Source organism: Chitinivorax sp. PXF-14, from assembly GCF_040812015.1.
Taxonomy (GTDB): domain Bacteria; phylum Pseudomonadota; class Gammaproteobacteria; order Burkholderiales; family SCOH01; genus JBFNXJ01.
The window spans coordinates 36,263-62,743 of record NZ_JBFNXJ010000022.1; the positions used below are offsets into that span (position 1 = coordinate 36,263).

Sequence of the window (26,481 nt, forward strand, 5' to 3'; positions counted from 1 at the left end):
CATGTCAGTTGCCCGCCACCTGGCGCTTGTAATCGTCGAGCGCCATCGGCCGGAAGAAGTGGTAGCCCTGGAACTCATTGACGCCCAGCTCGGCTAGCATGTCATGCTGGCTTGCGGTTTCCACGCCTTCGGCCACGGTGCGCATATTGAGCGCATCGGCGAGGTAGATGATGCTCGACAGCAGCGCCTTGGGGCGCGGGTCCGGGCTATCGATGTCGCGTACAAAACTGCGGTCGATCTTGATCGTATGAAACGGCAGCTCGCGTAGATAGCTGAGCGAGGAATAGCCGGTGCCGAAGTCGTCCAGCGCGAGCCGGAAGCCGCGCCCCTCCAGCCTGCTCAACATGTGGCGCGCAACCGACAGGTTGCTCACCAGCGCCGATTCGGTCAGCTCGAGCTCGATCAGCCCGGCCGGCACGCCGTGGCGCTGGCAGGTGTCGACGAGATAGTCCTCGGTGGCGGGGTCGAGCACCTGTTTGGACGACAGGTTGACCGCCACGGGCAGCGGGATGCCCTGCTGATGCAGCCAGGCGGCGAGCTTCACGGCCTGGTCGATCGCATGGCGGCCGATGCTGCCGATCACGCCGATCTCCTCGGCCAGCGGGATGAAATAGGCCGGCGACACCATGCCGAAATCACTGGTGTTCCAGCGGATCAACAGTTCCGTGCTGACGATCTGGCCGCTGCCGTCGACCTTGGGCTGGGCGACGAAATAGAAGGCACCGTGCTCGGCATCGAGCCGCAGCTGATTGCTGATCTGCACGCGGCGCAGCGTGCCTTCCTCGAGCTCGCTGCTGTACAAGGCATAGCGATTGCGGCCGGCCGCCTTGGCGGCATACATGGCCGAATCGGCCCGGCGCAGCAGGGTGTTGGCATCCTTGCCGTCCGCCGGAGCGGTGGCGATGCCGATGCTGGTGGCGACGCGCAGCTGGTTGTGGCCAAGCTTGACCGGGATGGTCATGGTGTCGATGATGCGCCGCGCAGCGGCTATGGCCAGTGCCGCATCGCTGCCAGGCGCCAGCATGACCACGAACTCGTCGCCCCCCCAGCGGGCCAGCAGGTCTTCAGGCTGCAGCGCGGCCAGCAGCTTCCACGATACCTGGCGCAGGATGTCGTCGCCGGCATCGTGGCCAAAACTGTCGTTGACCTCCTTGAAGCCGTCGAGATCAAGGAACAGCAAGGCGAATGGCGTCTGCTCGTCCGCCTGTGCCAGACGCTGCTCCAGGCTTTGCTGGAAGCTCGCACGATTGGGCAGCTGCGTCAGCACGTCGACCTTGGCCAGGCGTTCGAGCTGGCGTGCCGCCACCTTGCGCTCGGTGACGTCGCGGATGGTCACGATGAGCTGCGGCGGCGCGCTGTCAGACTGGCGGAATGGCGACACCGCGACTTCAACCGGTATCTGCTCGCCCCTCGCATTGGTAAGCCGCGTTTCTCCGGCCCAGCCCGTTTGCTGCGCCAGCCGGGTGCCGAACTCACCCAGCGGCAGGAAGCGATCAAGCCGCACATGCTCGCCCTCGAGTTGAGAGATCGGGCGGCCAATCAGCCCGGCAAAGGCGGCGTTTGCCTCGACGATGCACCAGTCGGAGGCGGCGATGACCATTGCCTCGCGGGTGCTGGAAAAGGCATGGGCCATGAGCCGCAACGAGGCTTCGGAGCTGCGCTGGCGGCTGATGTCCTTGACCGTGCCGATGACACGCGTCGCCCAGCCGTCGTGATTGCGCTCCACGGCGCGTCCGCGCATGCGTATCCAGCGTGTCTTGTCGAGGTCGAGAAAGCGGAAGGCCGCGTCGAAATCGGGGGTATCGCCGCTCAGATGCAGACGCCAGGCCAGCAGCAAGGCGCCCTGGTCGTCGGCATGGACATGCTCGAGAGAGGACGCGAACGGCATGACCGGTATCGTCGACACCGAGGCATCGGACTGAAAGCGCTTGACCTCCAGCACGTCGCGCTCGGCAGACCATTCCCATATCCCCTCGCCGCTCGCCCACATCGCCAACTCAAGGCGGCGCTGCGACTCCGACGAGGTCTGCACGGCCTGGAACAACGCCAGGCTCTTGCTGTTGAGCAGGCTCTCGGCCTGCTTGCGTGCCTCGCGCTCACGTTGCAGCCGGCGCTCCAGCAGCGCGACGCGGGCTTCGAGGTCGTCTGGCTGACTCATGCGGCGATGCGCCTATTCTCGATGGACATCGAACACGATTCCCGGCTGCCCCTCGTGCATGCCCGCGCGCCGTGTCAACCGGTGCGGCACGCCGAAATGCCGGATGGCCCCCAGCATCAGCCCCTCGGCCAGCGCATCCATCTCCCGCGGTGATTGGTAGAACAGCGCGATATGATCGGGCGAGCGGCTCAGGATGGAGAAACGCGGCAGCTGGGCGTCCGGATAAAGCTTGCGCACCTCGACATGGATCTCGCCATCGATGCTGGCCAGGAAATCGAGCAGATTGGTGTGCCGCGAAAACATCTGCGGATACAACACGGTGAAACGCCCCAGCAGGTGCTCGCCGAAGGCCCGCACCAGATCGACCGCAGGCATCTGCGTCTGCGCCGACAACAGGCCGACCAGGCGCACGATCTCTTCGTGCGGGTAGTAGCCAACGGCCGTGTAGGCGCCGCCATGCGGCAGCTCGGCGGCAGACAGGATGGCGTCGGCCACCTCGGGGGAAAAACGGTCTTCGACCATTTCGATGAATTCGGTAAAAACCATGCCCAGCATAGGTTTATTGCTCCGTCATGGGCTCCAACCGGGATCATAGACCATTCTCTTTCGAGGCGGGATACAGGGTATCCGCAGGTCGGCCGCCATCGCACGCCCATGCTCGAATCGCACGGTATAGGCCGGCGCCAAGCAGCGCGGTTTTGCAACTGGTGGTTTCAGCGACTGCCGCCTTGCCATCCCGCTGCTACACTGCCAGCCTCCCCTCTATCATCCACCGCCATGACCGACCACAAGCACGCACGCTCAGGCCTGCTCTATGCCTTCGGCGCCTACTTCTGCTGGGGCCTGTTCCCGCTGTACTGGAAGCCGATCCACCAGGTGCCGGCGCTGGAGATCCTGTCGCACCGCATCGCCTGGTCGCTTGTCTTCCTGGCCGGCGTGCTGCTCTGGAAGCGGCACGGAGACTGGCTGCCGGCGGCGCTCAGGCAGCCGCGCCTGGTGGCGGGCTTTGCCTTGTCGGCGGCGCTGCTGTCGGTGAACTGGTTTGTCTATATCTGGGCGGTGAACGCGGGGCACGTGATCGAATCGAGCCTCGGCTATTTCATCAACCCGCTGGTCAGCGTGCTGCTCGGCGGCCTCGTGCTGAAGGAAAGGCTGCGCCCGGTACAGAAGTTCGCCATCGGCCTCGCCACCGCCGGCGTGGCCTGGCTCACCTGGTCGGTCGGCGCGCTGCCGTGGATCGCGCTGGCACTGGCCTTCTCCTTCGGCGCCTACGGCTTGCTGCGCAAGATGGCACCGCTCGGCTCGCTCGAAGGCCTGACGCTGGAAACGCTCTTGATGGCCGCCCCCGCCATCGGCTACCTGCTCTGGCTCGAAAGCCACGGCAGCGGCCACTTCGGCCACGACACCACGCTCACCAACACGATGCTGGCCGGTGCCGGCGTGGTCACCGCCATCCCGCTGCTGCTGTTCGGCGCCGGCGCCCGCCGCCTGTCGCTGACCACGCTCGGCCTGATGCAGTACATCGCCCCGACGCTGCAGTTCCTCATCGGCGTGTTCCTCTACCACGAGCCCTTCGCCGCCAGCAAACTGCTCGGCTTCGGCCTGATCTGGCTGGCGCTGCTCGTGTTCAGCGGCGAGGGCCTGTACCGCGCGCGGCAGCTGCCGCAGGGTTGACTGGTCGAAACTCAAGGCCGGATTGAAGCCTAATCCACCTTTCAGTCAAAGATGACTCACTCGGAGAGAAGGACAGGAGACGGCGCAGCCTTAGCTCCTTCAGCCGTCGTGGGCATTGCGGGTGGGTTGATGGCATTGCGGATGGCTTCGTCGTCGGGCAAGGTTTTCACATTCCAGCGAACGACATTGATTCCGGCTGACTGCAAAGCCTTGTCTTTCTTCGCATCCGCCTGTTGGCGCTCGGGTTTAAGGTGGCTCGCATCGTCCAGCTCAACAACGCAAAGCACACTCGCGTCACGCCGGCACACCACAAAATCAGCGCTCATGCGATTGATGCGGTTGTTCCACTCCATGGCCTTGTGCCCCTTCCTGACGCCAAGCAGGCGCGAGAGCTGCACCTGAGCAAGTACGATGTGGTCCGGCAGCGCTTCGGTAAGACGAAAATACAAGACCTGTTCCGGCCCACTCATCACCTTCTTGGCATAGAACGGCCAGACTTCAGGAAGCCTGTTCTTCTTCGCGGCCATGGCCTTGGTAATCACGACGGCAACGGCAATCAACAGGAGCAGGGCAATCAGCAGTTTCATATACGGCAAACCCATTACAAATACCGAATATTATCCGAGCACGTGGTGGCGCCATCGCTCCAACAAATTTATATTTTCTCTTTGCTCGAAGGAGAGGAGGCTCCACACGGCCCGCCATCAAAGCGAAGCAGCAATCGTGATTGCGGTATGGAAGTTGCGCGCAACGGAGACGGGTTTGCCGCTGCGGTGGATGATGAATTCGTCCGGTTTCTGGTTGACGTAGCGCACCGCCTCGATGCGTGCCTGGCGGCCACGATAGGCGATGCGCCATTCCGAGGGGCCGGTCTTGCTGACTTCGATGCCGGACAGGCCATCGCTATGGTAGATGGCGGTGTCGTTGAGCTTCATTCGGGCGGCGGCGTTACGGGCAGTGGAAAAGATAGGGTCGGCGCGCCAGGATTGGCCGTGGAGGCGGGGCCTGAGCATGCCTTGCCATTTTACCAAGCCCGGCGTAGCTTGAAATCCCCATATCCAGGCTTCATGCAATGTTTTCCGTTTTCGACCGGATTGCCGAGCAGCGCATCCAGGAGGCGATCGGGCGCGGCGAGCTCGATAATCTGCCGTGCGCGGGCAAGCCGCTCGATCTCGACGACGACCGCATGGTGCCGACCGAGATCGAGGTCAGGCGCGACATCGCTGCGCTGATCGAGGCCCTGCTCCGGCTCGACGGTGGCGAGCGCTCGGCGGCGCTGCGCAAGCTAGAGCTGCTGCGACTGCGCCTGTCTGAATCGCGGCGCGGGCCATTGAGCGTGGCCGACAGCGACACCGATCAGCTACTCGACAGGCTGTCGGGCTCGGGCTCCGCTTCGTCGACGGGCTGAAGCGTGCCATTGGCGAACTGCAGCGCCGCCAGCTCAGCGTAGAGCGGCGAGCGTTCGAGCAGCTCGCGGTGCGTGCCCTCGGCGACGATGCGGCCGGCGTCCATCACCACGATGCGGTCGGCCTGCTGCACGGTCGCCAGCCGGTGCGCGATCACCAGCGTGGTGCGGTCTTTCGCCGCATTGTCGAGCGCCTGCTGCACCAGCCGCTCGCTGGCCGCATCGAGCGCGCTGGTGGCCTCGTCGAGCAGCAGGATCGGCGGGTTCTTGAGAATGGCGCGCGCAATCGCGATGCGCTGGCGCTGGCCGCCCGAGAGCCGCACGCCGCGCTCGCCGAGAAAGGTGTGGTAGCCGTCCGGCAGCATCTCGATGAAGTCGGCCGCGGCCGCCATCTTCGCGGCGATCCTGACCTCCTCTTCGCTGGCGAACGGGTTGCCGTAGCGGATGTTGTCGAGCACGCTGCCGGCGAACACCACCGTATCCTGCAGCACGACGCCGACCTGGCGGCGCAGATCATGGAACGCCACCTGCGGCAGCGCCGTGCCGTTGAGCCGGATCTCGCCCGATTGCGGGTCGTAGAAACGCAGCAGCAGCTGGAACAGCGTGGTCTTGCCGGCGCCCGACGGGCCGACGATGGCCACATGCTCGCCGTGGCACACCGTCAGCGAGAAATCCTGCAGCGCCGGGCTATTGGGCCGCGACGGGTAATGGAAACCGACGCGGTCGAAGACGATGCCGGCGCCCTCGGCCGGGATGGGCCGGGTCGGCTGCGCTTCGGCCACCGGCGAGGCCACCGCGAGCAGCTGCATCAGCCGCTCGGTGGCGCCGGCCGCGCGCTGCAGGTCGCCCCACACCTCGGCGATGGCGCCGATCGCGCCGGCCGTGACCACGGCGTAGAGGATGAACTGCGACAGCTCGCCGGCCGTCATGCGGCCCGCCAGCACCGCCTGCGCGCCGAGCCACAGCACAAAGACGATGGCGGCGAATACCAGCACGATCACCACCACGGTGAGCCAGGCACGCGCACGGATGCGCGCCAGCGCGGTGCCAAAAGCGCTCTCCACCGAGGCGCCGAAACGCCGCATCTCGTGCGGCTCCTGCGTGAAGGCCTGCACCGTCGGCATGGCGTTGAGAATCTCGCCGGCCATGGCTGAGGCATCCGCCACGCGGTCCTGGCTGGCTTTCGACAGCTTGCGCACGCGCCGGCCGAAGATCAGGATCGGCGCGATCACCACCACCAGCGTGGCGAGGATGTAGCCAGTCAGTACGGGGCTGGTGACGGCCAGCATGACGATGCCGCCGGCGAGCAGGAAGAAGTTGCGCAGCCCCATCGACAGGCTGGTGCCGACCACGGTCTGGATCAGCGTGGTATCGGTGGTCAGCCGCGACAGCACTTCGCCGGTCTGCGTGGTTTCGAAGAACTGCGGGCTCATGCCGAGCACGTGGTCGTACACCGCGCGGCGGATGTCGGCAGTGACGCGTTCGCCGAGCCAGGACACGAGGTAGAAGCGCATCGCCGTGGCAAACGCGAGCACCAGCGAAACGCCGAACAGCGCGATGAAATACTGGTCGATATGGCCGCTCCGGCTGGTGGCGAAGCCCTTGTCAATGAGGAAGCGGAACGCCACCGGCAGCGCCAGCGTGGCGCCGGCCGCGACGCTGAGTGCCGCGAAGGCCAGCAGCCAGCGGCCCAGGTAGGGCCGGAGAAAGGGCCCGAGGCCGAGCAGGGGCGAGAAGCGGCGTGTCGGTGCGGTCGAAGGGCTCATGGGGCGGCGGGTACGGTGGATGGCAAGGAAGACGCCATCATACCGCGCGCGTCACGGCGCCAGCATGTCGAGCGTCGCCACAATGGCGCAGCCGCCGTCCTCGCACACGAGCTCGCAGGTTTCGCCGGCCGCCAGCACCAGCAGGCTACCGGACTGCGGCGCGGCCTGCTCGCCGCGCCAGCTTCCACGATGCAGATAGGCCAGCACCGCCGATGTGCCGCCGAGTGCCAGGCGTCCGCCGGCAGCGACATCGACAGCGTGCAGCGCCAGCCGCCCCCAGTCGCGCGCCACCATGGCGTTGAAGTCGCGCACCGGCCCGCCGAGCAGGCGGCACGCCACCGGTATCTCGCCGGCGAACTCGACGGGCTGCAACAGGCGATCGAGCCGCGTCTCGGGGCCATCGGCGAAACGCAGCGCAACGCCGTCGCCATCGAGCAGCAGCAAGGTGCGGTCAATGCCGGGGAAGGCCGAGAACGGCCCGCCCTGCTCGACACGGGCGATCGACAGGCGCAGCGCGAAGCCAGCCGGGTCGCTCGGGTACGGCAAGCGGTACAGCTCGCGGGTGGTGCCGCCGCCGTTTTTCCAGGGCATGTCGCGGTAGTCGGCGGGGGTCAGCAGTTGCATGGCGGCCTCGGTGGGTGCGGGCTCAGGCGGGTGCCACTGGCCCGGCACCATCGAGGCCGGGAGCGGGAAAGCGCACGGTGACCGTCAGCCCGCCGCCAGGCGTGTCGCCGAGCTCGACCGTCGCGCCATGGACGCGGGCGATCTCGCGCACGATGGGCAGGCCGAGCCCGCTGCCCTCGGTCTGCGTGCCGGAAACGCGGTAGAAGCGCAGGAATACCTTGTCGCGCTCGTCCGCCGGCACGCCGGGGCCAGTGTCGGCCACCTGCAGCACGGGGCTGGCGTCATCGGCGACGCGCACCGTCACGCTGTGACCGGTGCCGGCGTAGCGGATCGCGTTGTCGACGAGGTTGCCGACCAGCTCGTGCAGCAGCTCGGGCTGGCCCAGGATGGCCGGCTGCCCGGCCTGCTCGAAACCCAGGTCCACCCCCTGCCCGCGCGCGACAACGGCCCAGTCGAGCGCTGCATCGCGCGCCACGGTGGCGAGATCGACCGGCGCCAGGCTCACGGCATGGCCGCTGTCCGGCTCCAGGCGCGACATCGACAGCAGCTGCTTGACCCCTTTCGAGGCGTTGCGCACGTTACCCAGCATCAGCTCCAGCTGCTGCTGCTTGGCGGCCGCATCGGCCTCGCGCACGGCCAGCTCGGCCTGCGCCTGCAGCACGGCGAGCGGTGTTTTGAGCTGGTGCGCGGCATCGGCAAAAAAGCGGCGGCGCGCGACCAGCATGCGCTGGATGCGGGCGATGTACTGGTTGATGGCCTCGACCAGCGGCTTCAGCTCGGCCGGCAGGCCGCCGGCGGCGGCCTCGTCCTCGCGCAGCGGCGCCAGGTCGTCCTCGGAGCGCCCCGCCACGACCTCGGACAGGCGCTGCAAGGGCCGCAGCCCGCGGCTCACCGCCGTCCACACGATGCCCAGCGCCAGCGCGACCAGCACGATTTCCTGCAGCAGCGCCCCGCGCAGGATCTCGCGCGCCAGCTCGCGCCGCGACTCGGGCGTCTCGCCGACGAGCACCCACACCACGCGCGTGCGCGCCGTCGCGACATCGTGCACCGGCTGGCGCAGCGCGACGAGGCGGATGCTGTTGCCACGGTAGTCGCGCTCGTAATAGGCGGGCCGGTAATAGGCCTGGCCGGACTTGGCCGGCAGCGGCAGGTCGTCGTAGCCGGTGAGCGAGGCGCCGCCCTCTTCGGCCACGCGGTAGTAGACCTTGCCCTCGGCGTTGGCCTCGAACATTTCCAGCGACAGGTAGGGGATGTCGACGACGATGCCGCCGTTCTCCATGCGGATACCCTCGGCCATGGCCTTGGCCGAGGTGAACAGCGTGCGGTCGAAGGCGGCGTTGGCGGCCTGCAGCGCGCGGTGGTAGGTGAGCCAGGCATCGAGCCCGAGCAGCAGCAGCAGGGGCGCCAGCAGCCATAGCGTGAGCTGCAGACGCAGGCTACGCCGCGGCATCCTTGGCTTCCAGCAGATAGCCCAGGCCACGCAGCGTGACGATCGCCACCCCGCGCCCTTCGAGCTTCTTGCGCAGGCGGTGGACGTAGATCTCGATCGCGTCGGGGCTGCTCGTCTGGTCCAGCGTGAAGATCTTCTCGCTCAGCGCCTCCTTGCTGACGGCCTTGCCGCCGCGCAGCATCAGCACTTCGAGCACCGCGTGCTCGCGCGGCGTCAGGCTCAGCATCTCGCCGCCGAGCGTGAACACGCGCCCCACGCTGTCGTAGCACAGCGGGCCGCAGGCCAGCTCGGCGCTGTCGTGGCCGTGGCTGCGGCGAATCAGCGCGCGGGCGCGCGCCTCCAGCTCGGTCAGCTCGAATGGCTTGGCCAGGTAGTCGTCGGCGCCGAGATTGAGCCCCTTCACGCGGTCCTCGACCGAGCCGTGCGCGGTCAGGATCAGCACCGGCACCTGGTTGCGCCGCCCGCGCAGCCGCTTCAGCACCTCCCAGCCGTCGAGCTTGGGCAGACCCAGGTCGAGGATCACCAGCGCGTAGTCCTGCGTGCGCAACACATGGTCGGCATCGGCGCCGTTGTGCATGGTGTCGACCGCGAAGCCGGCCTGCGTCAGCGCGCGGGTGAGCGAGTCGGCGAGTTGCAGATTGTCTTCGACGAGTAGGATGCGCATGAGGCAAGCGAGGGTGGAGGCCTGGCCTCATTGTAGGCGCTATCGACCTGGCATGCGCATTGGGGATAGCCATCAACGGCAGGACTGGCGCGGCCTGCCGGCGTGCCCGGCGCGCGTCGTCGATACCACCCGCGCCGGGCAGAACTGCAATGGCAGGCGGTGAAAGCGTTTTGAAAGGTTGACTCTAATACTATGGCATCCGCCATGAATCGCTTTGGATTCACGCGTGACACAACTCTAAGCTGGAGGATGACATGAATACGTTCAAGACACTGCTGATCGCCGCTTCACTGTTTGCCGTGGGCACGGCTTGCGCCGAGGTGCCGGCCGGTTATCCGGCCGCCTATGCCGGCGTAGTGGCGGCAGCGCAGAAGGAAGGCAAGCTGATCGTCTACTCGACCACCGATTCGGCGCTGGTCAAGCCGCTGATCAAGGATTTCGAAGCGCTCTACCCGGGCGTGAAGGTCGAATACAACGACATGAACAGCACCGAGCTCTACAACCGCTTCATCAGCGAGGCGGCGGCCAACAGCACCAGCGCCGACGTACTGTGGAGCTCGGCGATGGATCTGCAGGTGAAGCTGGTCAACGACGGCTTCTCCGCCACCTATGCCTCGCCCGAGGTGCCCAACATCCCGGGCTGGGCGCATTTCCAGAACCAGGCCTACGGCACCACTTTCGAGCCGCTCGCCATCGTCTACAACAAACGCCTGCTGAAGCCCGAGGAAGTGCCGCAGACGCGCGCCGACCTGATCAAGCTGCTGAAGGCCGAGCCAGCCAAGTTCGCCGGCAAGGTGACGACCTACGACATCGAGAAATCGGGGGTCGGCTTCAACTACCTGACGCAGGACTATCGCGTCGGCGGCAATGCGACCTGGGACCTGGTCAGGGCCATGGGTGCCACCGGGCTCAAGCTGCAATCATCGACGGGCGCGATGATGGAGCGCATCTCCTCGGGCGAGAACCTGATCGGCTACAACATCCTCGGCTCGTATGCCTTCGCCAAGGCGAAGAAGGACCCGTCGATCGGTTACATCTACCCGAAGGATTACACCCAGGTAGTAAGCCGGCTCGCGGTGATCTCGAAGGGCGCCAAGAGCCCGAACGCAGCCCGGCTGTGGATCGACTACCTGCTGTCGAAGCGCGGCCAGACCATTCTCGCCAACCAGTCCGACCTGTTCTCGATCCGCGCCGATGTCGAGGGCGAGACCTCGATGGCCGGCCTGACCAAGCAGCTGGGCGCGAGCGTGAAGCCGATCCAGGTCGGCACCGGCCTGCTGGTCTACCTCGATCAGGCCAAGCGCCTGGAATTCCTGAAACAGTGGCAGCAGTCGGCGAAGAAGTAAGCCGCAGCTGACGAGCCACACCGATCGGAGTCCCTCATGACCTCCCCGACCCTGTCTCCCTCCCACGGCATACCCGCCCTGGGGCCGGCCACCGGCGCGCCACTCAAGGCCCCCGGCTGGCGTGCCCTGCAGGCCTGGCCGCGCTGGCTGGTGATCGCCATCGTCAGCCTGGTGGTGTTCGTGCCGCTGTCGCTGATCGTCTACCAGAGCCTGCTCAGCGCGCCGTTCTTCATGCCCAACAAGGTGCTGAGCCTCGATGCCTTCCGTTTCATCTTCGACGATCCCGACTTCTGGGCGGCGCTGAAGAACTCGCTGGCCATCGCCTTCGGCATGGTGGCGATCGCGATCCCGCTGGGCGGCATCCTCGCCTTCCTGATGGTGCGCACCGACCTGCCCGGCCGGCGCTGGATGGAGCCCCTGCTGCTGACGCCGGTGTTCGTGTCGCCGATGGTGCTGGCCTTCGGCTACGTCGTCGCCGTCGGCCCGGTCGGCTTCTATTCGCTGTGGTTCAAGCAGCTGTTCGGCCTCGACAACGCGCCGTGGAACATCTACTCGCTGGTCAGCATCGCCGTGATCGCCGGGCTCACCCACGTGCCGCACGTCTACCTGTATGCCTCGGCCGCGCTGCGTAACCTGGGCTCCGACGTCGAGGAAGCGGCACGCATCTGCGGCGCCAGCCCCTTCCGCGTGGCGAAGGATGTGAGCCTGCCGATGGTGATGCCGTCGATGCTGTTCTCGGGCGTGCTGGTGCTGTTCCTCGGCTTCGAGATCTTCGGCCTGCCGCTGGTGCTGGGCGACCCCGAGGGGCATCTGGTGCTGGCGACCTATCTGTACAAGCTGACCAACAAGCTCGGCATCCCGTCCTATCACCTGATGGCGGCGGTGGCGATCTGCATCATCGGCTGCACGATTCCGCTGGTGCTGCTGCAGCGCCGGCTGCTGAAGCGCGCCAACAAGTTCGTCACGGTCAAGGGCAAGGCTGGCCGCCAGCATGCGCTGTCGCTCGGTGCCTGGCGCTGGGTGGCGCTGGCCATCGTGGCGCTGTGGCTGCTGTTGACCGTGGTGGTGCCGATCTCGGGCATCGTGCTGCGCTCGATCGTCAGCAACTGGGGTGAGGGCGTGGCGCTGTCCGAGGTGATCACCTTCGACCATTTCACCGAGCTGTTCGAGCAGGACAATATGGTGCGTGCGATGCTGAACACACTGGGTGTCGGCGTGATCGGCGGCGCGCTGGCGGTGGGCTTCTACACGCTGGTCGGTTTTGCCGGCCACCGCCGCAACGACTGGGGCGCCAAGCTGCTCGACTACATCGTGCTGCTGCCGCGCGCGGTGCCGGGTGTGCTCGCCGGTCTCGCCTTCCTGTGGGTATTCCTGTTCGTGCCGGGGCTGCAGGGCGTGAAGAACTCGATGTTCTCGATCTGGATCGCCTACACCGTGGTCTGGCTCGCCTACGGCATGCGCCTGATCCAAAGTGCACTGCTGCAGGTCGGGCCCGAGCTCGAAGAGGCCGCTCGCAGCGTCGGCGCCAGCCGCGCCCGCACCAGCCTCGATGTCACCCTGCCCTTGATCAGGTTCGGTCTGATGGCGAGCTGGCTGTTGATCTTCATGATCTTCGAGCGCGAGTACTCGACCGCCGTCTACCTGCTCTCGCCCGGCACCGAGGTCATCGGCTCGCTGCTGGTTTCGCTGTGGGCCACCGGCGCGGTCGACCAGGTTGCCGCGCTGTCCGTCATCAACATCGCCATGGTCGGCGCCGGCCTGGCTGTCGCCCTGCGTTTCGGAGTGAAACTTCATGACTAAGCTGACTGTAGACAATCTGCACCTGAGCTACGACACCACACCCATCCTCAAGGGGGTGTCGTTCAAACTGAAAGCGGGCGAGGTGGTATCGCTGCTCGGCGCCTCGGGCAGCGGCAAGACCACGCTGCTGCGCGCCGTGGCCGGGCTCGAACAACCCTCGTCGGGCAAGATCCTGCTCGATGGCCAGCCGCTCTACGACGGCGCGGCCGGCGTCGAGCTGCCGGTCGAGCAGCGCTCGCTCGGGCTGGTGTTCCAGTCCTACGCACTGTGGCCGCACCGCACCGTGGCCGAAAACGTCGGCTACGGCCTCAAGCTGCGCAAGGTTGGCAGCGCCGAGATCAAGCAACGCGTGCAGCAGGTGCTCGACAACCTGGGCTTGGGCCACCTCGCCGCGCGCTTTCCGTACCAGCTCTCGGGCGGCCAGCAGCAGCGCGTTGCGATTGCCCGCGCGCTGGTCTACAACCCGCCGGTGATCCTGCTCGACGAGCCGCTGTCCAACCTCGACGCCAAGCTGCGCGAAGAAGCCCGCGCCTGGTTGCGCGAGCTGATCGTGTCGCTGAACCTCTCCGCACTGTGCGTGACACACGACCAGACCGAGGCGATGGCGATGTCGGACCGCATCCTGCTCCTGAAAAACGGCAGGATCGAGCAGGAAGGCACGCCGGCCGAGCTCTACGGCTCGCCGCAGACGCTCTACACGGCCGAGTTCATGGGCGCCAACAACAAGCTCAGCGCCCGCGTGGCCGCCATCGACGGCGAACAGGTGACGCTGGCCGGCAACGGCTGGCAACTGGCCGGCCGCGCCTGCGACAAGCTCACGGCCGGCCACGACGCCCAGGCCGTGATCCGCCTCGAACGCCTGAAAGTCGCCGACGGCCCCGGCCACAACCGCCTGCAGGCACGCCTGGTGACGGCCATGTACCTCGGCGACCGCTGGGAATACCTGTTCCACCAGGGCGACCTGCGCTTCCGTGCGTTCGGCCACGAGCCGCGCGCAGCCGGCGACTACTGGGTCGAGTTCCCGGCCAACGACACCTGGGTGTTCGCACAAGCCAGCGCCTGATGCGGTAATGATCGATCACGCCCACCCCTGCCGCAACGCGAGCGCATTGGCGGCAGGGGCGGGCCCCGGTGGTAAGCTCCCTGTCTTGCCCGGCCCCACGCCGGGCCTTTTTTTGTGCCTACGCGATTTGCCCCAGGCAAATCCGCAGAGCACTTATCTGGGCAGGCCGAAGGCATGGCGCAGGCACAGCCCAATTGCACTCGCGGACTTTCCACCTCGTACCGGCACCCACGCCGTACTATGGTGAAGTAGCCGGCACAGCGGCGCCCGGCCATGCGCGGCGTTGCCCCCCCTGCTGCCCTGCCGCACAGCCAGTGCTGGCGCGCCGCGCAGGCCGAGTATGGGCGGCGCGTTGGCGGCAGCAACGACTCTCGCACAAGGAAGGCCCGTAACCGTGAAGGATCTCAAGGAAATCTACGTCAGCACCGATATCGAGGCCGATGGCCCCATCCCCGGCCCCTACTCGATGCTGAGCCTGGGCTCGGCAGCCTATCTCGCCGACAAGACGCTGCTTGCCACCTACAGTGTCAACCTCGACTGCCTGCCCGGTGCCGAGGCCCATCCCGACACCATGGCCTGGTGGGCCACCCAGCCCGATGCCTGGGCCGCCGCGCGCAGCAACCCGCGCCCGCCGGCCGAGGCGATGGCCGACTACGTCGCCTGGCTCGACGCGCTACCGGGCAAGCCGATCTTTGTCGGCTACCCGGCGGCCTTCGATTTCCTGTTCGTCTACTGGTACCTGATCCGCTTCGTCGGGCGCAGCCCGTTCAGCTTTTCGGCGCTCGACATCAAGACCATGGCGATGGTGATGCTGGGCAAGGACTACTCGCGCAGCACCAAGCGCAACATGCCCGCACACTGGTTCGACCCGCTGCCGCACAACCACCTGGCGCTCGACGATGCGCTCGAACAGGGCGCGCTGTTCTGCAATATGCTGGCCGAGTGCCGGCGCCAGCCCTGAACGACAGGCATCCGGCAAGCCGCATCTGCCCCCGGGCGGGCTATAGTGGAAGGGAGCCAGAGAGAGTCATCTGCCAGCAAGGAGCGTTCCATGGCCATCACCCAAGACGAGCTTGCCGAGCTGCTGCGGGAGATCGAGCACCAGGACCCGATCGACTTCGGCGACCTGCCTTTCGATGAAGATGCGCTGCGCAGCCTCGTGCTGCAGGACCTGATCGAGCAGCAGGCGGCGCTGAGCGCCATGCAGGCGGACCAGGACGACCTGAACCTGGTCTACATGCTGTCCACCGCCAAGCTGGTGCTCGAAAACCTCGTGCTCAACGCGCGCCTGCTGATGCTGTCCGGCGGCAAGCCCGACATGGATGCGCTGTTCTCGCGCTACCGCCGGCATTGATCCGCGCGCCGCCGCCAGGCGCCCGCCCGGCCGGCTCGCGGCCCCCGCCGTGGCGCCGCCACTGGCTGCGGCAGTTGTAAATATCGGTAAAGTCGCGAGTGCGGCACCGAACAGATCATTTCATTTGCAATCATATTGGCTTATAACGTCGTTCAACTCCGCACCAAGCCAAACCAACAATGAAAACCAGCCAACTCATCGCCGTCACCGCATGTCTCGCCGTGGCCGGCGGCCTCGCCTATCGTTTCCAGGCCGGCCAGGGCAAGCCGCAGGACCCGCCCAAGCCAGCCGTCACCGCCGTCGAGCTCGCACCGGTATCGAGCGGCGCCGTCGCCTTGCTGATCGACGCCACCGGTAATGTCTCGCCGCTGCAGAGTGTGGACGTGAAGCCACAGGTCAACGGCGTGGTGCAGCAGGTGCTGATCAAGGAGGGGCAGGCGGTGAAGGCCGGCGAGCCGCTGTTCCGGCTCGAAGACGGTGCCGAGCAGGCGGCGCTTGCCAAGGCGCGCGCGCTCTTGCTGAAAGACCAGGCACAGCTCGCCGATGCGGTGCGCAACCTGAAGCGCAGTGAATCGCTCGCGCACGACAACTTCCTCTCGCCGAGCGCCGTCGATACCGCGCAGAGCACCGTCGATGCGCTACGCGCGACGGTCGCCTCGGATCAGGCTGCGATCACGGCGGCGCAGGTCGATCTAGGCTTCAAATCGATCCGCGCCGCGATTCCGGGGCGGGCCGGCGCCATCAACGTCTACCCGGGCAGCGTGGTGCAGCCGGCGATGGCCACCGCCATGGTCACCCTCGCCCAGATCGACCCGATCGCCGTCACCTTCACGCTGCCCGAGAACGCGCTGCCGCGCGTGTTTGCCGCGCGCACCGCCGGCACGCTCAAGGTCGGCGCCACGCTGCCTGGCTCGGACAAGCGCTTCGAGGGCCGCATCACGCTGATCGACAATCAGGTCGACAGCAAGAGCGGCACGCTCAAGCTCAAGGCCGAGTTCCCCAACCCGGATGCCGCGCTGTGGCCCGGCCTCTACGTCAACGTGAAACTCGATGCCGGTATCGAACAGGGCGTGCTGACGGTGCCCGCCACCGGCGTGCAGACCGGCCCCGAGAGCAAGTTCGCCTACGTGGTCGGGCAGGATATGGTGGCGCGCGCGCAGCCGATCGAGCTGATCGGCGTGCGCGATGGCCTCGCGCTGGTGCGTGGCCTCCAGCCGGGGCAACAGGTCGTGGTCAACGGCGCGCTCAACCTCAAGCCCGACGGCAAGGTGAAGCTGGCCAAGACTGACAAGGGCCAGCCATGAACCTGTCGGAACTGTGCATACGCCGTCCGGTGATGACGGTGCTGCTGTGCCTGTCGGTCGTCATTGCCGGCATCGCCGCCTATGGCAAGCTGCCGATCGCCGCGCTGCCGAGCTTCGATACGCCGACGATCAGCGTCAGCGCCACGCTGCCCGGCGCCAGCCCGGATACCATGGCCTCATCGGTGGCGAGCCCGCTCGAGAAGCAGTTCTCGACCATCGCCGGGCTCAACGTGATCAGCTCGACCAACACCCAGGGCAATACCTCGATCACGCTCGAATTCGCCAACGACCGCAATATCGACGCCGCCGCCGTCGATGTGCAGGCCGCGCTGCTGCGCGCGCAGCGCTCGCTGCCCGAGGAGATGACCTCGCTGCCGTCCTACCGCAAGGTCAACCCGGCCGATGCGCCGGTGCTGTTTCTGGCGATGACCTCGCCGTCGATGCCGCTGTCCACGCTCAACGACTACGCCGACAACTGGATTTCGCCCAACCTCGCCACCATCAACGGCGTGGCCCAGGTCAATGTGTACGGCCAGAAGCGCTACGCGGTGCGCGTGCGCGTGAACCCGGAGAAGCTCGCCGCGCGCAACCTGACGCTCGACGACGTGGCCACGGCCATCCGCGCGGCCAACGCCAACACGCCGGTCGGCATCCTCGAAGGCCGCGAGCAGGTGCTCACCATCGAGGCCAACCGTCAGCTCAGGAACGCGGCGCAGTTCGCCGGCCTGATCGTCGCCAGCCAGAACGGTGCGCCGATCCGCCTGTCCGACGTCGCCGACGTACAGGACAGCGTCGAGAACGTGCGTATCGGCAGCTGGATCAATGGCGAGCGCGCCATCGTGCTGGCCATCCAGCGCCAGCCCGACGCCAATACCGTGGCGGTGGTCGATGCCATCCGCAAGACCATGCCGCGGCTCGAAGCGCAGCTGCCGGACTCGATCCGCGTGCAGCTCGTGAACGACCGCTCGCAGTCGATCCGCGACGCGATTCACGATGTGCAGTTCACACTCGCGCTGACGGTGGCGCTGGTGATCATGGTCATCTTCCTGTTCCTGCGCCGCGCCACGGCGACGATCATCCCCACGCTGTCGCTGCCGGTGTCGCTGATCAGCACCGTGGCGCTGATGTACTGGCTCGGTTACAGCCTCGACAACATCTCGCTGCTCGGCATCACGCTGGCAGTGGGGCTGGTGGTCGACGATGCGATCGTGATGCTGGAAAACATCGTGCGCTACATCGAAGAGGGCATGAAGCCGTTCGAGGCAGCGCTCAAGGGCTCGCGCGAGATCGCCTTCACCATCATGTCGATCTCGCTGTCGCTGGTGGCGATCTTCATCCCGATCTTCTTCATGCAGGGCACCATCGGCCTGCTGTTCCACGAATTCGCCGTGGTGGTGTCGCTCGCCGTGCTGTCGTCGGCCGTGGTGTCGCTGACGCTGATCCCGATGCTGTGCGCGCGCTTTCTGAAGTCCGAACACGAACTCGGCCGCGAGAACGCCCTCACCGCGAGCTTCGAGCGCGGCTTCCAGGCCGTGCTCGGCGGCTACCGCAGGACGCTCGACTGGGCGCTGGGCCACCAGCGGCTGATGCTCGTCGTGGCGCTGGCGACCTTCGTGTTCACGGCGCTGCTGTTCTCGGCCATCCCCAAGGGCTTTTTCCCGACCGAGGACACGGGCCAGATCCAGGTCAGCACCGAGGCGCGCCAGGATATCTCGTATGAGGCGATGGTGGCGCTGCAGGCGCAGGCCGCCGCCATCGTGCGCCACAACCCGGCCGTCGCCGCCGTCACCTCGAGCATCGGCGGCGGCCCCAGCGCCGGCACCATCAACAACGGCCGTATGTTCGTCACGCTCAAGCCGCGCGGCCAACGCGGCACGCTCGACGAGGTGATGGAAAGCCTGCGCCAGGATACACGCAGGATCACCGGCCTCAACGTCTACCTGAATCCGACGCAGAACCTGCGCCTCGGCGGCCGCCAGAGCAAGAGCCGCTACCAGTACGTGCTGCAGAGCGTGCAGGCGGACGAGCTCAACCTGTGGGCCGAGAAGCTGCAGGCCGAGATGCGCAACGACAACCTGTTCCGCGACGTCACCTCGGATAGCCAGCTCAAGGGCCTGCAGGCCACGCTGCACATCGACCGCGACAAGGCCAACAACCTGGGCGTCGACATCGCCAGCATCCGCAACACGCTGTACAGCGCCTACGGCGACCGCCAGATCTCGACGATCTACACCTCGAGCGACGACTACCAGGTGATCCTCGAAGTCGACCCGAGTTACAAGCGCACCGAATACGATCTGGGCAAGCTCTACGTGCGCGCCAAGAATGGCGGGCTGGTGCCGCTCGACACGCTGGCGCGGGTGGAGCGCACGGTCGGCCCCACGGCGGTCAACCACCAGGGTCAGCTGCAGGCGGTAACGATTTCGTTCAACCTGGCGCCGGGCGTGCCGCTCGGCAACGCATCGCAGCACATCGACAAGCTGCAGCAGAAGGTCGGCCTGCCCGGCACCGTAGTCACCAGCTATGCCGGCGACGCCGCCGCCTTCCAGGAGACGCAGGGCAGCCAGCTCGCACTGCTCGCCATCGCCATCGCGGTGATCTACGTGCTGCTGGGCGTGCTCTACGAGAGCTACATCCACCCGCTGACGATTCTCGCCGGCCTGCCCTCGGCCGCCATCGGCGCGCTGCTGACGCTGATGCTGGCGGGCAAGGAGCTGACCATCATCGCCGCCATCGGCATCCTGATGCTGATCGGCATCGTCAAGAAGAACGCGATCATGATGATCGACTTCGCGCTCGAAGCCGAACGCAGCCACGGCAAGGCACCGTTCGAGGCGATCCGCGAGGCCTGCCTGCTGCGCTTCCGGCCCATCATGATGACCACCATGGCAGCCCTGATGGGCGCGCTGCCGATCGCGCTGGGCCTGGGCGCCGGCGCCGAGCTGCGCGAGCCGCTGGGCCTCGCGGTGGTCGGCGGTCTGATCTTCTCGCAGGTGATCACGCTCTACATCACGCCGGTGCTGTACCTGTATTTCGACAGGCTGCAGCGGCGGCGCAGCGGCACGCCCGCAGCGGCAAAGTGATGCCGGCCCTCGTACCGGGCGCGCCTGCACTAGAATCAAGGGGTGTCGGTTTGGATGGTAGCCAAGATGCGCATCGTCGCGGCCATTCTGCTTTGCCTGCTGTGCCCGCCGGCGCTGGCCGACGGCAAGGCCGCGCTGCAGGCGGTGCAGCTGATCACCTATTACGATTTCCCGCCGTGGATCGTGCCTGACGAGGATGGCGCCGGGCTCAATGCAGAGCTCGCCGCCAAGCTCACGCAGTACGCGAGCGGACGTTTCCGTTTCGAGTCCTACTACCTGCCGCGCCCGCGCCTCGACCGGCTACTCGAATCACCCAGCGCACCGGTGCTCGTCGCCTGGGTCAGCCCACGCTTCTTCGACGACGAGGCCAACGCCTGGTGGAGCCCGCCGCTGCTCAGCGATGTCAGCTACGTCGTCTCGCCGCGCAACCGACCACTGGCCTACCACGGCACCGCCTCGCTGATCGGTAAGCACTTTTCCGGCGCACGCGGGCACCGCTACCCCGATATCGATGACCTCATCAGCACCGGCTCGATCACGCGCGAAGACGCACGCGGCATCCCCGAGGCCGTGCGCAAGCTGCTGGCGCCACGCGGCCTGGACTTTGCCTTCGCCGACCGCAGCACGCTCGATTACCTCAAGCAGCAGGCCGACTTCAACTTCGGCACCCTCTACATCGCGCCCGAGCCACGCGTACCGAGCTTCACCCGCCACCTGATGCTGCACGGGCAGGCCCCCGAGCTGAGCCGCTTTCTGCAGCAGGCGCTGCCCGCACTGCAGCACGATGCCAGCTGGCGCGCCAGCATGGCCGCCTACGGGCTGCACATGGCCGAGCCGAATTAGCCCGCACGGTAGCGATCAACTGGGCCGCAACCTCCTCACACCGGCCAAGCCGGCAGGTGGCGGAAAAATTTGCCGGACCGACCACCTCCTGCCGGCAAACAGCACCGCCCACGGCAGGAAATCATCAGAAAACCGGCCTCGTCCGTATCAAATTACGCTGGCACGCTGTTTGCTCGATTTACCGAGCTAATCGCACAGGAGATATCGCCATGATTTCGCTACACCCCATGCAGTCTCCCGCCCGGCCGGCAAGCACGCCGGCCGTGTCACCCAGCCCTGCCGCCGCTACGCCGCCAGCACCGCACGTGGCGTCCACCCCGGCCGACGCGGTCGAGATCAGCGATGCCGCGCGTGCGCTGCAGGCGGCGCCACCGGCACGCGACCCATCGACGATCCCCGGCATTATCCCCATCGCTCATTTCGGTGACGAGGCCACGCTCAAGGCGGCAATGAAGGAGGACTTCCTGTCGAAGGGGATTTATGTCGACGATGCCTATATCAACGCCTGGTATAAAGCAGCGGCGGACATCAACTACGACAAGGATACGGCCCCAGACATGCCGCTGCCGACCCCGCCCGCCTGGTGGCCCGGCTATCACTACGGCTGATGTGGCCACATGAAACAGGCCTTGCCATGGCAAGGCCTGTAGTCTTACTGGCTGGCGCTGAGGAAGGTGGAATTGATCGTCAGCGGATAGGCTATGGTGGCCGAGCCACCGCCGCTGATCTGGAAATAGAAGCGGAACTTGGACGTCATCGGCAGGCCGGCGGCGGCGATGTTGTACAGGCGCTGCTCGGGCGCCTGGAAGTTGCCGAGGTCGAAATAGCCGAGATAGGTGCCGGCGGCATTGTAGACATAGAGCAAGGTCTGCACCGGGTAGAGCTGGTGCGAGAACGAGGGGCTGACCAGCAGCGTGTTGATATTGCCGGGAATGGGAGCCCCGGTGTTCTGGTGCAGCGAACAAGGCGTCCAGCTATTCCATGTCTTGATGGTTTTATTGCATGGCAGGGAATTGGACCAGTTGAGATAGGCCGCCGCCGGCGTTTCGCTGCCGGCAGCAACGGCCTCGTAATACAGGGCTGGATTCGATGCGCGCATTTGTTCCGCCGAGAAGAGTCTGGGGCAAGGGCTTATGCCGCCTGTGCGAGCAAGGGCGCGGGCTACGCGCCGGCAAGCTGGACGGACAACTACACGCCTCACACGGCATTTAGGCCGCCTTCAGGCTGCTTGACCTATTCAACCAGACTAGCTACCAAGCTAGATAAAAACAAATACGCGTTACCACAAATTATTATTTTTCATTAGAAATGATAAATATATTATATATATCTATGCTTTTTTGATATTTTACCTATCCAGCCGCTCTCGCGGCACGGACCCAGGTCAATCCGCTGCAGGCAGGCAAATCAGGCGTTCAATGCTGCCCGAGCAGCCAGCCTGCCGGGCCATGGCAAGGACCGTCGCTGGCTGGGCGGTGCCCCGCCTCACCCTGGCACCGGCCCGCTATCCCGCCATTGCTGCTTGATCGCGGCGTGGCCCGCCCAATGCCGCAGCGGGCTCCGGCCGCCATAGCGGCGCCGTGGCTGGCGCCACACGCGATCAGAACGCCGGCACGACCGCGCCCTTGTACTTCTGCGCGATGAACTGCTTCACCTCGGCCGAATTCAGCGCGGCGGCCAGCTTCTTCATCGCCGGCGCGTCCTTGTTGTCGGGGCGGGCAACCAGCAGGTTGGCGTAGGGGCTTTGCGCGCCCTCGATGAACAGCGCGTCCTGCGTCGGGTTCAGCTTCGCTTCGATCGCGTAGTTGGTGTTGATCAACGCCAGCTCGACCTGGTTCAGGATGCGCGGCAACGTCGCGGCTTCGAGCTCCTTGATCTTCAGGTGCTTGGGGTTGTCGACGATGTCCTTCGGTGTGGCGAGGATGTTGGCCGGGTCCTTCAGCTTGATCAGGCCGTTCTGCTGCAGCAGCGCGAGCGCGCGGCCGGCGTTGGACGGGTCGTTGGGGATCGCGACGGTGGCGCCGTCCTTCAGCTCGGCGGCCTTCTTCACCTTGACCGAGTACGCGCCGAAGGGCTCGACGTGTACGGCGGTCACCGCCACCAGATTGGTACCCTTGTTCTTGTTGAACTCAGCGAGATAGGGCTTGTGCTGGAAGAAGTTGGCATCGAGACGCTTCTCGGCCACCTGCACGTTCGGCTGCACGTAATCAGTGAACACCTTCACGTCGAGCTCGACACCCTGCTTGGCCAGTGCCGGCTTCACGAATTCGAGGATCTCGGCGTGCGGCACGGCGGTGGCGGCCACGGCCAGCTTCTCGGCGGACACAGCGCCGGCGGACACGGCCAGCAGGCCGGCCAACAGGGCGGATACGGACTTTTTCATTGCGGTTTCCTTTAACGTTCTGACTATCGATCGAATCAACGATGGGGGCTATTGCGTTTCAACAGCGGAAATCCAGCACGCCGGCCCCTCTCATTTACGGGTAAAACGAATCACCACGCGGTCGCCCACGGTCTGCAGCACTTGCACCAGCACCAGCAAGAGCGCGACGGTGATCACCATCACATCGGTCTGGAAGCGCTGGTAGCCGAAGCGGATCGCCAGGTCGCCCAGGCCGCCGCCGCCGATCACGCCCGACATCGCGGTGTAGGACACCAGCGTGATCGCCGTGACGGTGACGGCCGCCACCAGGCCCGGCAGCGCCTCGGGCAGCAGCGCGCCGAACACGATCTGGCGCGTGCTGGCGCCCATCGCCTGGCAGGCCTCGACGATGCCGCGGTCTACCTCGCGCAGCGCGGTTTCGACGAGCCGCGCGAAGAACGGCGTGGCGCCGACCACCAGCGGCGGGATCGCGCCGGCCACGCCGAGCGAGGTGCCGGTGAGCCAGACGGTGAACGGGATCAGCAGGATCAGCAGGATGACGAAAGGCACCGAGCGCAGCACGTTGACGGCGAAGGACAGCGCGCCGTAGAGCCAGCCATTGGCCAGCAGCTGGCGCTTGGCGGTGAGGAACAGCAGCACGCCGAGCGGCAGGCCAAGCAGCACGGTGAACAGGAGCGAGCCGCCGAGCATCGTCAGCGTATCGAGCGTGGCCTGCCAGATGTCGGCCCAGTCGAGATTGGCGAAATCCATCACAGGGCCTCCACGCGGACATTGGCTTGGATAAAGGCATCGTGCGCCGCGGCGATGTCAGCCGCCTCGCCGCGCAGCTCGACGATCAGCTGGCCATAGGGCGTATCCTTGATGCGGCCTATCGTGCCCTGCAGCAGGTTGACGCGCACCGCGTGGGTCTTGGCCACATCGTCGATCACCGGGGTGTAGGTGGTGTCGCCGACGAAGGTCAGCCGCAGCAGCGGGCCCTGTGCCTCGGCGCGGTCGAAGGCCTGTTCGAGCTCGTCGAAATGGCTGGCCTCGGCTACCAGGCTCTGTGTCGGCGCCTGCTGCGGATGCAGGAACACATCGACCACCGGCCCGCTCTCGACGATGCGCCCGGCCTCGATCACCGCCACGCGGTCACACAGCGCGCGGATCACGTTCATCTCGTGGGTGATCAGCACGATGGTCAGCCCGAGCCGGCGGTTGATGTCGCGCAGCAATTGCAGGATCGCCTGCGTGGTCTGCGGATCGAGCGCCGAGGTGGCCTCGTCGCACAGCAGCAGCCTGGGCTGATTGGCCAGCGCGCGGGCGATGCCGACGCGCTGTTTCTGCCCGCCCGACAGCTGCGAGGGATATTTGTCGCGGTGTTCGCTGAGGCCGACCAGTTCGAGCAGCTCGGCCACGCGCGCATCCATCCCGGCGCGGCTCAGCTTACCCGCGAGCTTGAGCGGGAAGCGCACATTGTCGGCCACCGTCTTGCCCGACAGCAGGTTGAAATGCTGGAACACCATGCCGATGCGCTGGCGCAGCGCCTGCAGCGCACGGCCGTCGAGCCGGGTGATGTCCTGCCCGTCGATCTCGATGTGGCCCTCGCTCGGGCGTTCGAGCAGGTTGAGGGTGCGGATCAGCGTGCTCTTGCCGGCGCCGGAGCGGCCGATGATGCCGAAGATCTCGCCTTGGGCGATGTCCAGGGAGATGTCCTGCAGGGCCGGCACGGTGTTGCCGTCGACCCGGTAGGACTTGGACACGTGGTTGACGTGTATCACTGCTTGTCCTTGTCAATTGCGCGAGGGCCTCGGCTGGAGGCCCCCTGGTTACGCACCGTTTGAGTGCATACGCGATGTTGCGTCGCACTATATCAGCGTCAACTTATTCTTATGAAATAAGAATTATCAATTTTTAAAGAATTAGAAAGCATATAAAAGCTGCAGGGTATATCGGATATCCCTGACCCCACCGGCACCACCCACCCAGCCCTCAGGGCCGGGCGCCGGGCGCACCGAATCGGGAGAATACCGATAGCCGACGCGCGCGCTTTATGACAGTCTCTGAAGACTCGACCCGGACATACCCCACGATGACCGCCATCCACATCAAACGCCCCCCAGCCCTGGTGTTTCGTGCCGGGCCTGACGCCCTTGCGCACATCCGCCGCCAGGGCTTCGCCCCGCAGGATGTCAGGCTGATCCCCGGCGCTGCCGGCGGCCCCAAGGCGCTCGGCCTGCACGGGCTGGACTGCGCGATCTTCGGCGAGTGGCTGCCGCGCGCGCCGCGCGAGCGCTGGCTGGCCGGGGCCTCGGTCGGCGCCTGGCGCTTCTCGGCGCTGGCCCAGCCCGACCCGATTGCGGCGCTCAAGCGCTTCACCGAGCTGTATGTCGGGCAGCACTACTCGCTGAAGCCAACGCTGGAGGAAATCACCGCCAAGTGCGAGGCGATGGTCGATGCAATGCTCGACGGCCATGCGCAGGACATCGTCGACAATCCGCACTGGCGGCTGGCGATCTTCGCCGTGCGCAGCAAGGGCTGGCTCGCCGACGAAGGCGCGCGCCTCGGCAGCGGGCTGGCCGCCGTCGCCACGCACAACGCGCTGTCGCGCCAGAGCCTAGGCAAGTATTTCGACCGCGTGGTGCTGCACAGCCCCGGCAAGACGCCACCGTTCCTGCCGCTGCAGGATTTCCCTACCGAGGCGGTACCGCTCAGCGGTGACAACCTGCGCCCCGCCCTGCTCGCCTCGGGCGCCATCCCGATGGTGATTCGCGGCGTCACCGTGTTGCCGGGCGCCGGCCCCGGCGTCTACCGCGACGGCGGCCTGCTCGATTACCACTTCGACCTGCCGTTCTCGAAGCACAAGGGCGTGGTGCTCTACCCGCACTTCGTCGACCGCATCGTGCCCGGCTGGTTCGACAAGAGCCTGCCCTGGCGCAAGCCCGACCCGGCCCACGTCAGCAACGTACTGCTGATCGCCCCCTCGCGCGAGTACGTCGCCAGCCTGCCCTTCGGCAAGATTCCCGACCGCAACGACTTCAGACAATTCGCCGGCCGCGACGACGAACGCATGCGCTACTGGCACCAGGCCATCGGCGAAAGCGAACGGCTCGGCGACGAGTTCCTGCAACTGGCGGAAAGCGGCGAACTGGTCGCGCGGCTGCAGCCGCTGTAGCGGGCTATCTGCCCGCCCAAGCGGCAAAACCCCACTCGATCGCCACGGGCTTGAGACGCTTGCACACGACGGCGCGGCCTCGGCAAGGGCGCATGGCGGGAAAACCTGCGTTAACGCCAGAACCAGCCATTCGGCCCGGGCTGCCAACCATGGCCATTCCAAGCTGCGCCAGGGTTAAGACCATAGCCTTACATACAACTCATCTGGCATAAATTGACGTTGCACGCCGTACCCGTGAATTTTCGCTGCCGCCGCGCCGAACCTGGCCCGTATCCGCATTAGCTACACCTCTCGCCCAATTGGCGTAGCTGTAGCCTCGATTGACTAGATAAGTATAAAATCCGTTAAGATCATTCTTATTGAGCAGCAATCCAAGGTTGTTGAAATCAATATTAGACAGCTTGGCTGGC

At 66.0% G+C, this 26,481-nt stretch carries 25 protein-coding genes; 12 read left to right on the plus strand and 13 right to left on the minus strand.

What is annotated here, in order from left to right; translation table 11 throughout:
• Window positions 1–4: 4 nt before the first annotated feature.
• Together ABWL39_RS19550 and ABWL39_RS19555 are read right to left on the minus strand one after the other, a co-directional pair.
• Window positions 5–2,158 (minus strand): putative bifunctional diguanylate cyclase/phosphodiesterase, encoded by a 2,154-nt coding sequence (locus ABWL39_RS19550; RefSeq protein WP_367795458.1) that lies wholly within the window; start codon window positions 2,156–2,158, stop codon window positions 5–7.
• Between the two features lie 12 nt (window positions 2,159–2,170).
• Entirely contained in the window at window positions 2,171–2,713 is a 543-nt protein-coding gene (locus ABWL39_RS19555) for a heme NO-binding domain-containing protein (RefSeq protein WP_367795461.1), read from the minus strand.
• Between the two features lie 222 nt (window positions 2,714–2,935).
• Here ABWL39_RS19555 and rarD point away from each other — a divergent pair, with 222 nt between their 5' ends.
• Window positions 2,936–3,832 carry an EamA family transporter RarD gene (gene rarD, locus ABWL39_RS19560; protein WP_367795464.1) on the plus strand — a complete coding sequence of 299 codons (897 nt, stop codon included), beginning with the start codon at window positions 2,936–2,938 and terminating at the stop codon, window positions 3,830–3,832.
• A gap of 56 nt (window positions 3,833–3,888) precedes the next feature.
• On the opposite strand, the gene ABWL39_RS19565 is transcribed toward rarD, so the two are convergent.
• Both ABWL39_RS19565 and ABWL39_RS19570 read right to left on the minus strand, forming a co-directional pair.
• Window positions 3,889–4,419, minus strand: a complete 531-nt coding sequence (locus ABWL39_RS19565) for a DUF2726 domain-containing protein (RefSeq protein ID WP_367795467.1) — start codon at window positions 4,417–4,419, stop codon at window positions 3,889–3,891.
• Between the two features lie 117 nt (window positions 4,420–4,536).
• The gene (locus tag ABWL39_RS19570; protein WP_367795470.1) at window positions 4,537–4,767 is read right to left on the minus strand and encodes a hypothetical protein; all 231 of its coding nucleotides are present in this window, start codon (window positions 4,765–4,767) and stop codon (window positions 4,537–4,539) included.
• Window positions 4,768–4,904: 137 nt separating this feature from the next.
• Here ABWL39_RS19570 and ABWL39_RS19575 point away from each other — a divergent pair, with 137 nt between their 5' ends.
• Window positions 4,905–5,240, plus strand: coding sequence for a DUF1992 domain-containing protein (locus ABWL39_RS19575; protein ID WP_367795473.1), 336 nt, complete (start codon window positions 4,905–4,907; stop codon window positions 5,238–5,240).
• On the opposite strand, the gene ABWL39_RS19580 is transcribed toward ABWL39_RS19575, so the two are convergent.
• From ABWL39_RS19580 to ABWL39_RS19595, 4 genes are read right to left on the minus strand one after another with little or no spacing between them, the layout of a single operon-like run.
• On the minus strand, window positions 5,189–7,003 hold the full coding sequence (locus ABWL39_RS19580) for an ABC transporter transmembrane domain-containing protein (protein WP_367795476.1): 1,815 nt from the start codon (window positions 7,001–7,003) through the stop codon (window positions 5,189–5,191). The two genes, ABWL39_RS19575 and ABWL39_RS19580, sit on opposite strands and share 52 nt — an antisense overlap.
• Before the next feature lie 51 nt (window positions 7,004–7,054).
• Window positions 7,055–7,627: a HutD family protein gene (locus tag ABWL39_RS19585; RefSeq protein ID WP_367795479.1), complete on the minus strand. Its 573-nt coding sequence runs from the start codon at window positions 7,625–7,627 to the stop codon at window positions 7,055–7,057.
• Window positions 7,628–7,649: 22 nt separating this feature from the next.
• On the minus strand, window positions 7,650–9,077 hold the full coding sequence (locus ABWL39_RS19590; protein WP_367795482.1) for a sensor histidine kinase N-terminal domain-containing protein: 1,428 nt from the start codon (window positions 9,075–9,077) through the stop codon (window positions 7,650–7,652).
• Complete coding sequence (locus ABWL39_RS19595; RefSeq protein WP_367795485.1) at window positions 9,064–9,741, minus strand: response regulator; 678 nt, start codon at window positions 9,739–9,741, stop codon at window positions 9,064–9,066. The genes ABWL39_RS19590 and ABWL39_RS19595 overlap by 14 nt, the downstream gene beginning before the upstream one ends.
• A gap of 254 nt (window positions 9,742–9,995) precedes the next feature.
• On the opposite strand from ABWL39_RS19595, the gene ABWL39_RS19600 reads away from it, so the two are divergent.
• From ABWL39_RS19600 to ABWL39_RS19640, 9 genes are all read left to right on the plus strand, one after another.
• Entirely contained in the window at window positions 9,996–11,087 is a 1,092-nt protein-coding gene (locus ABWL39_RS19600; RefSeq protein WP_367795488.1) for an ABC transporter substrate-binding protein, read from the plus strand.
• A 36-nt stretch (window positions 11,088–11,123) separates the two neighbouring features.
• A complete protein-coding gene (locus ABWL39_RS19605; protein ID WP_367795491.1) occupies window positions 11,124–12,887 on the plus strand; it encodes an ABC transporter permease in 1,764 nt (587 codons plus the stop codon).
• On the plus strand, window positions 12,880–13,950 hold the full coding sequence (locus ABWL39_RS19610; protein ID WP_367795494.1) for an ABC transporter ATP-binding protein: 1,071 nt from the start codon (window positions 12,880–12,882) through the stop codon (window positions 13,948–13,950). Before ABWL39_RS19605 ends, ABWL39_RS19610 begins: the two co-directional genes overlap by 8 nt.
• Window positions 13,951–14,344: 394 nt before the next feature.
• Window positions 14,345–14,911, plus strand: a complete 567-nt coding sequence (locus ABWL39_RS19615; protein WP_367795497.1) for a 3'-5' exoribonuclease — start codon at window positions 14,345–14,347, stop codon at window positions 14,909–14,911.
• Between the two features lie 90 nt (window positions 14,912–15,001).
• The gene (locus ABWL39_RS19620) at window positions 15,002–15,304 is read left to right on the plus strand and encodes a hypothetical protein (RefSeq protein ID WP_367795500.1); all 303 of its coding nucleotides are present in this window, start codon (window positions 15,002–15,004) and stop codon (window positions 15,302–15,304) included.
• Between the two features lie 179 nt (window positions 15,305–15,483).
• Window positions 15,484–16,608, plus strand: coding sequence for an efflux RND transporter periplasmic adaptor subunit (locus tag ABWL39_RS19625; RefSeq protein ID WP_367795503.1), 1,125 nt, complete (start codon window positions 15,484–15,486; stop codon window positions 16,606–16,608).
• On the plus strand, window positions 16,605–19,691 hold the full coding sequence (locus tag ABWL39_RS19630; protein WP_367795506.1) for an efflux RND transporter permease subunit: 3,087 nt from the start codon (window positions 16,605–16,607) through the stop codon (window positions 19,689–19,691). Before ABWL39_RS19625 ends, ABWL39_RS19630 begins: the two co-directional genes overlap by 4 nt.
• 54 nt (window positions 19,692–19,745) lie before the next feature.
• Complete coding sequence (locus tag ABWL39_RS19635) at window positions 19,746–20,534, plus strand: hypothetical protein (protein ID WP_367795509.1); 789 nt, start codon at window positions 19,746–19,748, stop codon at window positions 20,532–20,534.
• A 209-nt stretch (window positions 20,535–20,743) separates the two neighbouring features.
• Complete coding sequence (locus ABWL39_RS19640; protein ID WP_367795512.1) at window positions 20,744–21,142, plus strand: hypothetical protein; 399 nt, start codon at window positions 20,744–20,746, stop codon at window positions 21,140–21,142.
• Window positions 21,143–21,186: 44 nt separating this feature from the next.
• On the opposite strand, the gene ABWL39_RS19645 is transcribed toward ABWL39_RS19640, so the two are convergent.
• The 4 genes from ABWL39_RS19645 to ABWL39_RS19660 form a co-directional block, all read right to left on the minus strand.
• Window positions 21,187–21,633 carry a hypothetical protein gene (locus ABWL39_RS19645; RefSeq protein ID WP_367795515.1) on the minus strand — a complete coding sequence of 149 codons (447 nt, stop codon included), beginning with the start codon at window positions 21,631–21,633 and terminating at the stop codon, window positions 21,187–21,189.
• Between the two features lie 501 nt (window positions 21,634–22,134).
• Window positions 22,135–22,917, minus strand: a complete 783-nt coding sequence (locus tag ABWL39_RS19650; protein ID WP_367795518.1) for a MetQ/NlpA family ABC transporter substrate-binding protein — start codon at window positions 22,915–22,917, stop codon at window positions 22,135–22,137.
• A gap of 90 nt (window positions 22,918–23,007) precedes the next feature.
• Window positions 23,008–23,667, minus strand: a complete 660-nt coding sequence (locus ABWL39_RS19655) for a methionine ABC transporter permease (protein ID WP_367795521.1) — start codon at window positions 23,665–23,667, stop codon at window positions 23,008–23,010.
• Complete coding sequence (locus ABWL39_RS19660; protein WP_367795524.1) at window positions 23,667–24,677, minus strand: methionine ABC transporter ATP-binding protein; 1,011 nt, start codon at window positions 24,675–24,677, stop codon at window positions 23,667–23,669. Before ABWL39_RS19660 ends, ABWL39_RS19655 begins: the two co-directional genes overlap by 1 nt.
• Window positions 24,678–24,988: 311 nt before the next feature.
• Between ABWL39_RS19660 and ABWL39_RS19665 the strand changes: the two genes are divergently transcribed.
• Complete coding sequence (locus tag ABWL39_RS19665) at window positions 24,989–26,071, plus strand: patatin-like phospholipase family protein (RefSeq protein ID WP_367795527.1); 1,083 nt, start codon at window positions 24,989–24,991, stop codon at window positions 26,069–26,071.
• 199 nt (window positions 26,072–26,270) lie between these two features.
• Here ABWL39_RS19665 and ABWL39_RS19670 read toward each other — a convergent pair.
• Window positions 26,271–26,481 (minus strand): hypothetical protein (locus ABWL39_RS19670; RefSeq protein WP_367795530.1); only part of this gene is annotated, 211 nt, incomplete at its 5' end.

What these genes read in the sequence shown, in the direction of transcription:
- ABWL39_RS19570 (WP_367795470.1), bottom strand. Translation starts at nt 4,767, where the DNA reads ATGAAGCTCAACGACACCGCCATCTACCATAGCGATGGCCTGTCCGGC.
- ABWL39_RS19650 (WP_367795518.1), bottom strand. Translation starts at nt 22,917, where the DNA reads ATGAAAAAGTCCGTATCCGCCCTGTTGGCCGGCCTGCTGGCCGTGTCC.
- rarD (WP_367795464.1), top strand. Translation starts at nt 2,936, where the DNA reads ATGACCGACCACAAGCACGCACGCTCAGGCCTGCTCTATGCCTTCGGC.
- ABWL39_RS19600 (WP_367795488.1), top strand. Translation starts at nt 9,996, where the DNA reads ATGAATACGTTCAAGACACTGCTGATCGCCGCTTCACTGTTTGCCGTG.
- ABWL39_RS19655 (WP_367795521.1), bottom strand. Translation starts at nt 23,667, where the DNA reads ATGGATTTCGCCAATCTCGACTGGGCCGACATCTGGCAGGCCACGCTC.
- ABWL39_RS19630 (WP_367795506.1), top strand. Translation starts at nt 16,605, where the DNA reads ATGAACCTGTCGGAACTGTGCATACGCCGTCCGGTGATGACGGTGCTG.
- ABWL39_RS19665 (WP_367795527.1), top strand. Translation starts at nt 24,989, where the DNA reads ATGACCGCCATCCACATCAAACGCCCCCCAGCCCTGGTGTTTCGTGCC.
- ABWL39_RS19565 (WP_367795467.1), bottom strand. Translation starts at nt 4,419, where the DNA reads ATGAAACTGCTGATTGCCCTGCTCCTGTTGATTGCCGTTGCCGTCGTG.
- ABWL39_RS19610 (WP_367795494.1), top strand. Translation starts at nt 12,880, where the DNA reads ATGACTAAGCTGACTGTAGACAATCTGCACCTGAGCTACGACACCACA.
- ABWL39_RS19590 (WP_367795482.1), bottom strand. Translation starts at nt 9,077, where the DNA reads ATGCCGCGGCGTAGCCTGCGTCTGCAGCTCACGCTATGGCTGCTGGCG.
- ABWL39_RS19620 (WP_367795500.1), top strand. Translation starts at nt 15,002, where the DNA reads ATGGCCATCACCCAAGACGAGCTTGCCGAGCTGCTGCGGGAGATCGAG.
- ABWL39_RS19580 (WP_367795476.1), bottom strand. Translation starts at nt 7,003, where the DNA reads ATGAGCCCTTCGACCGCACCGACACGCCGCTTCTCGCCCCTGCTCGGC.
- ABWL39_RS19585 (WP_367795479.1), bottom strand. Translation starts at nt 7,627, where the DNA reads ATGCAACTGCTGACCCCCGCCGACTACCGCGACATGCCCTGGAAAAAC.
- ABWL39_RS19575 (WP_367795473.1), top strand. Translation starts at nt 4,905, where the DNA reads ATGTTTTCCGTTTTCGACCGGATTGCCGAGCAGCGCATCCAGGAGGCG.
- ABWL39_RS19550 (WP_367795458.1), bottom strand. Translation starts at nt 2,158, where the DNA reads ATGAGTCAGCCAGACGACCTCGAAGCCCGCGTCGCGCTGCTGGAGCGC.
- ABWL39_RS19625 (WP_367795503.1), top strand. Translation starts at nt 15,484, where the DNA reads ATGAAAACCAGCCAACTCATCGCCGTCACCGCATGTCTCGCCGTGGCC.
- ABWL39_RS19645 (WP_367795515.1), bottom strand. Translation starts at nt 21,633, where the DNA reads ATGCGCGCATCGAATCCAGCCCTGTATTACGAGGCCGTTGCTGCCGGC.
- ABWL39_RS19605 (WP_367795491.1), top strand. Translation starts at nt 11,124, where the DNA reads ATGACCTCCCCGACCCTGTCTCCCTCCCACGGCATACCCGCCCTGGGG.
- ABWL39_RS19555 (WP_367795461.1), bottom strand. Translation starts at nt 2,713, where the DNA reads ATGCTGGGCATGGTTTTTACCGAATTCATCGAAATGGTCGAAGACCGT.
- ABWL39_RS19640 (WP_367795512.1), top strand. Translation starts at nt 20,744, where the DNA reads ATGATTTCGCTACACCCCATGCAGTCTCCCGCCCGGCCGGCAAGCACG.
- ABWL39_RS19595 (WP_367795485.1), bottom strand. Translation starts at nt 9,741, where the DNA reads ATGCGCATCCTACTCGTCGAAGACAATCTGCAACTCGCCGACTCGCTC.
- ABWL39_RS19635 (WP_367795509.1), top strand. Translation starts at nt 19,746, where the DNA reads ATGGTAGCCAAGATGCGCATCGTCGCGGCCATTCTGCTTTGCCTGCTG.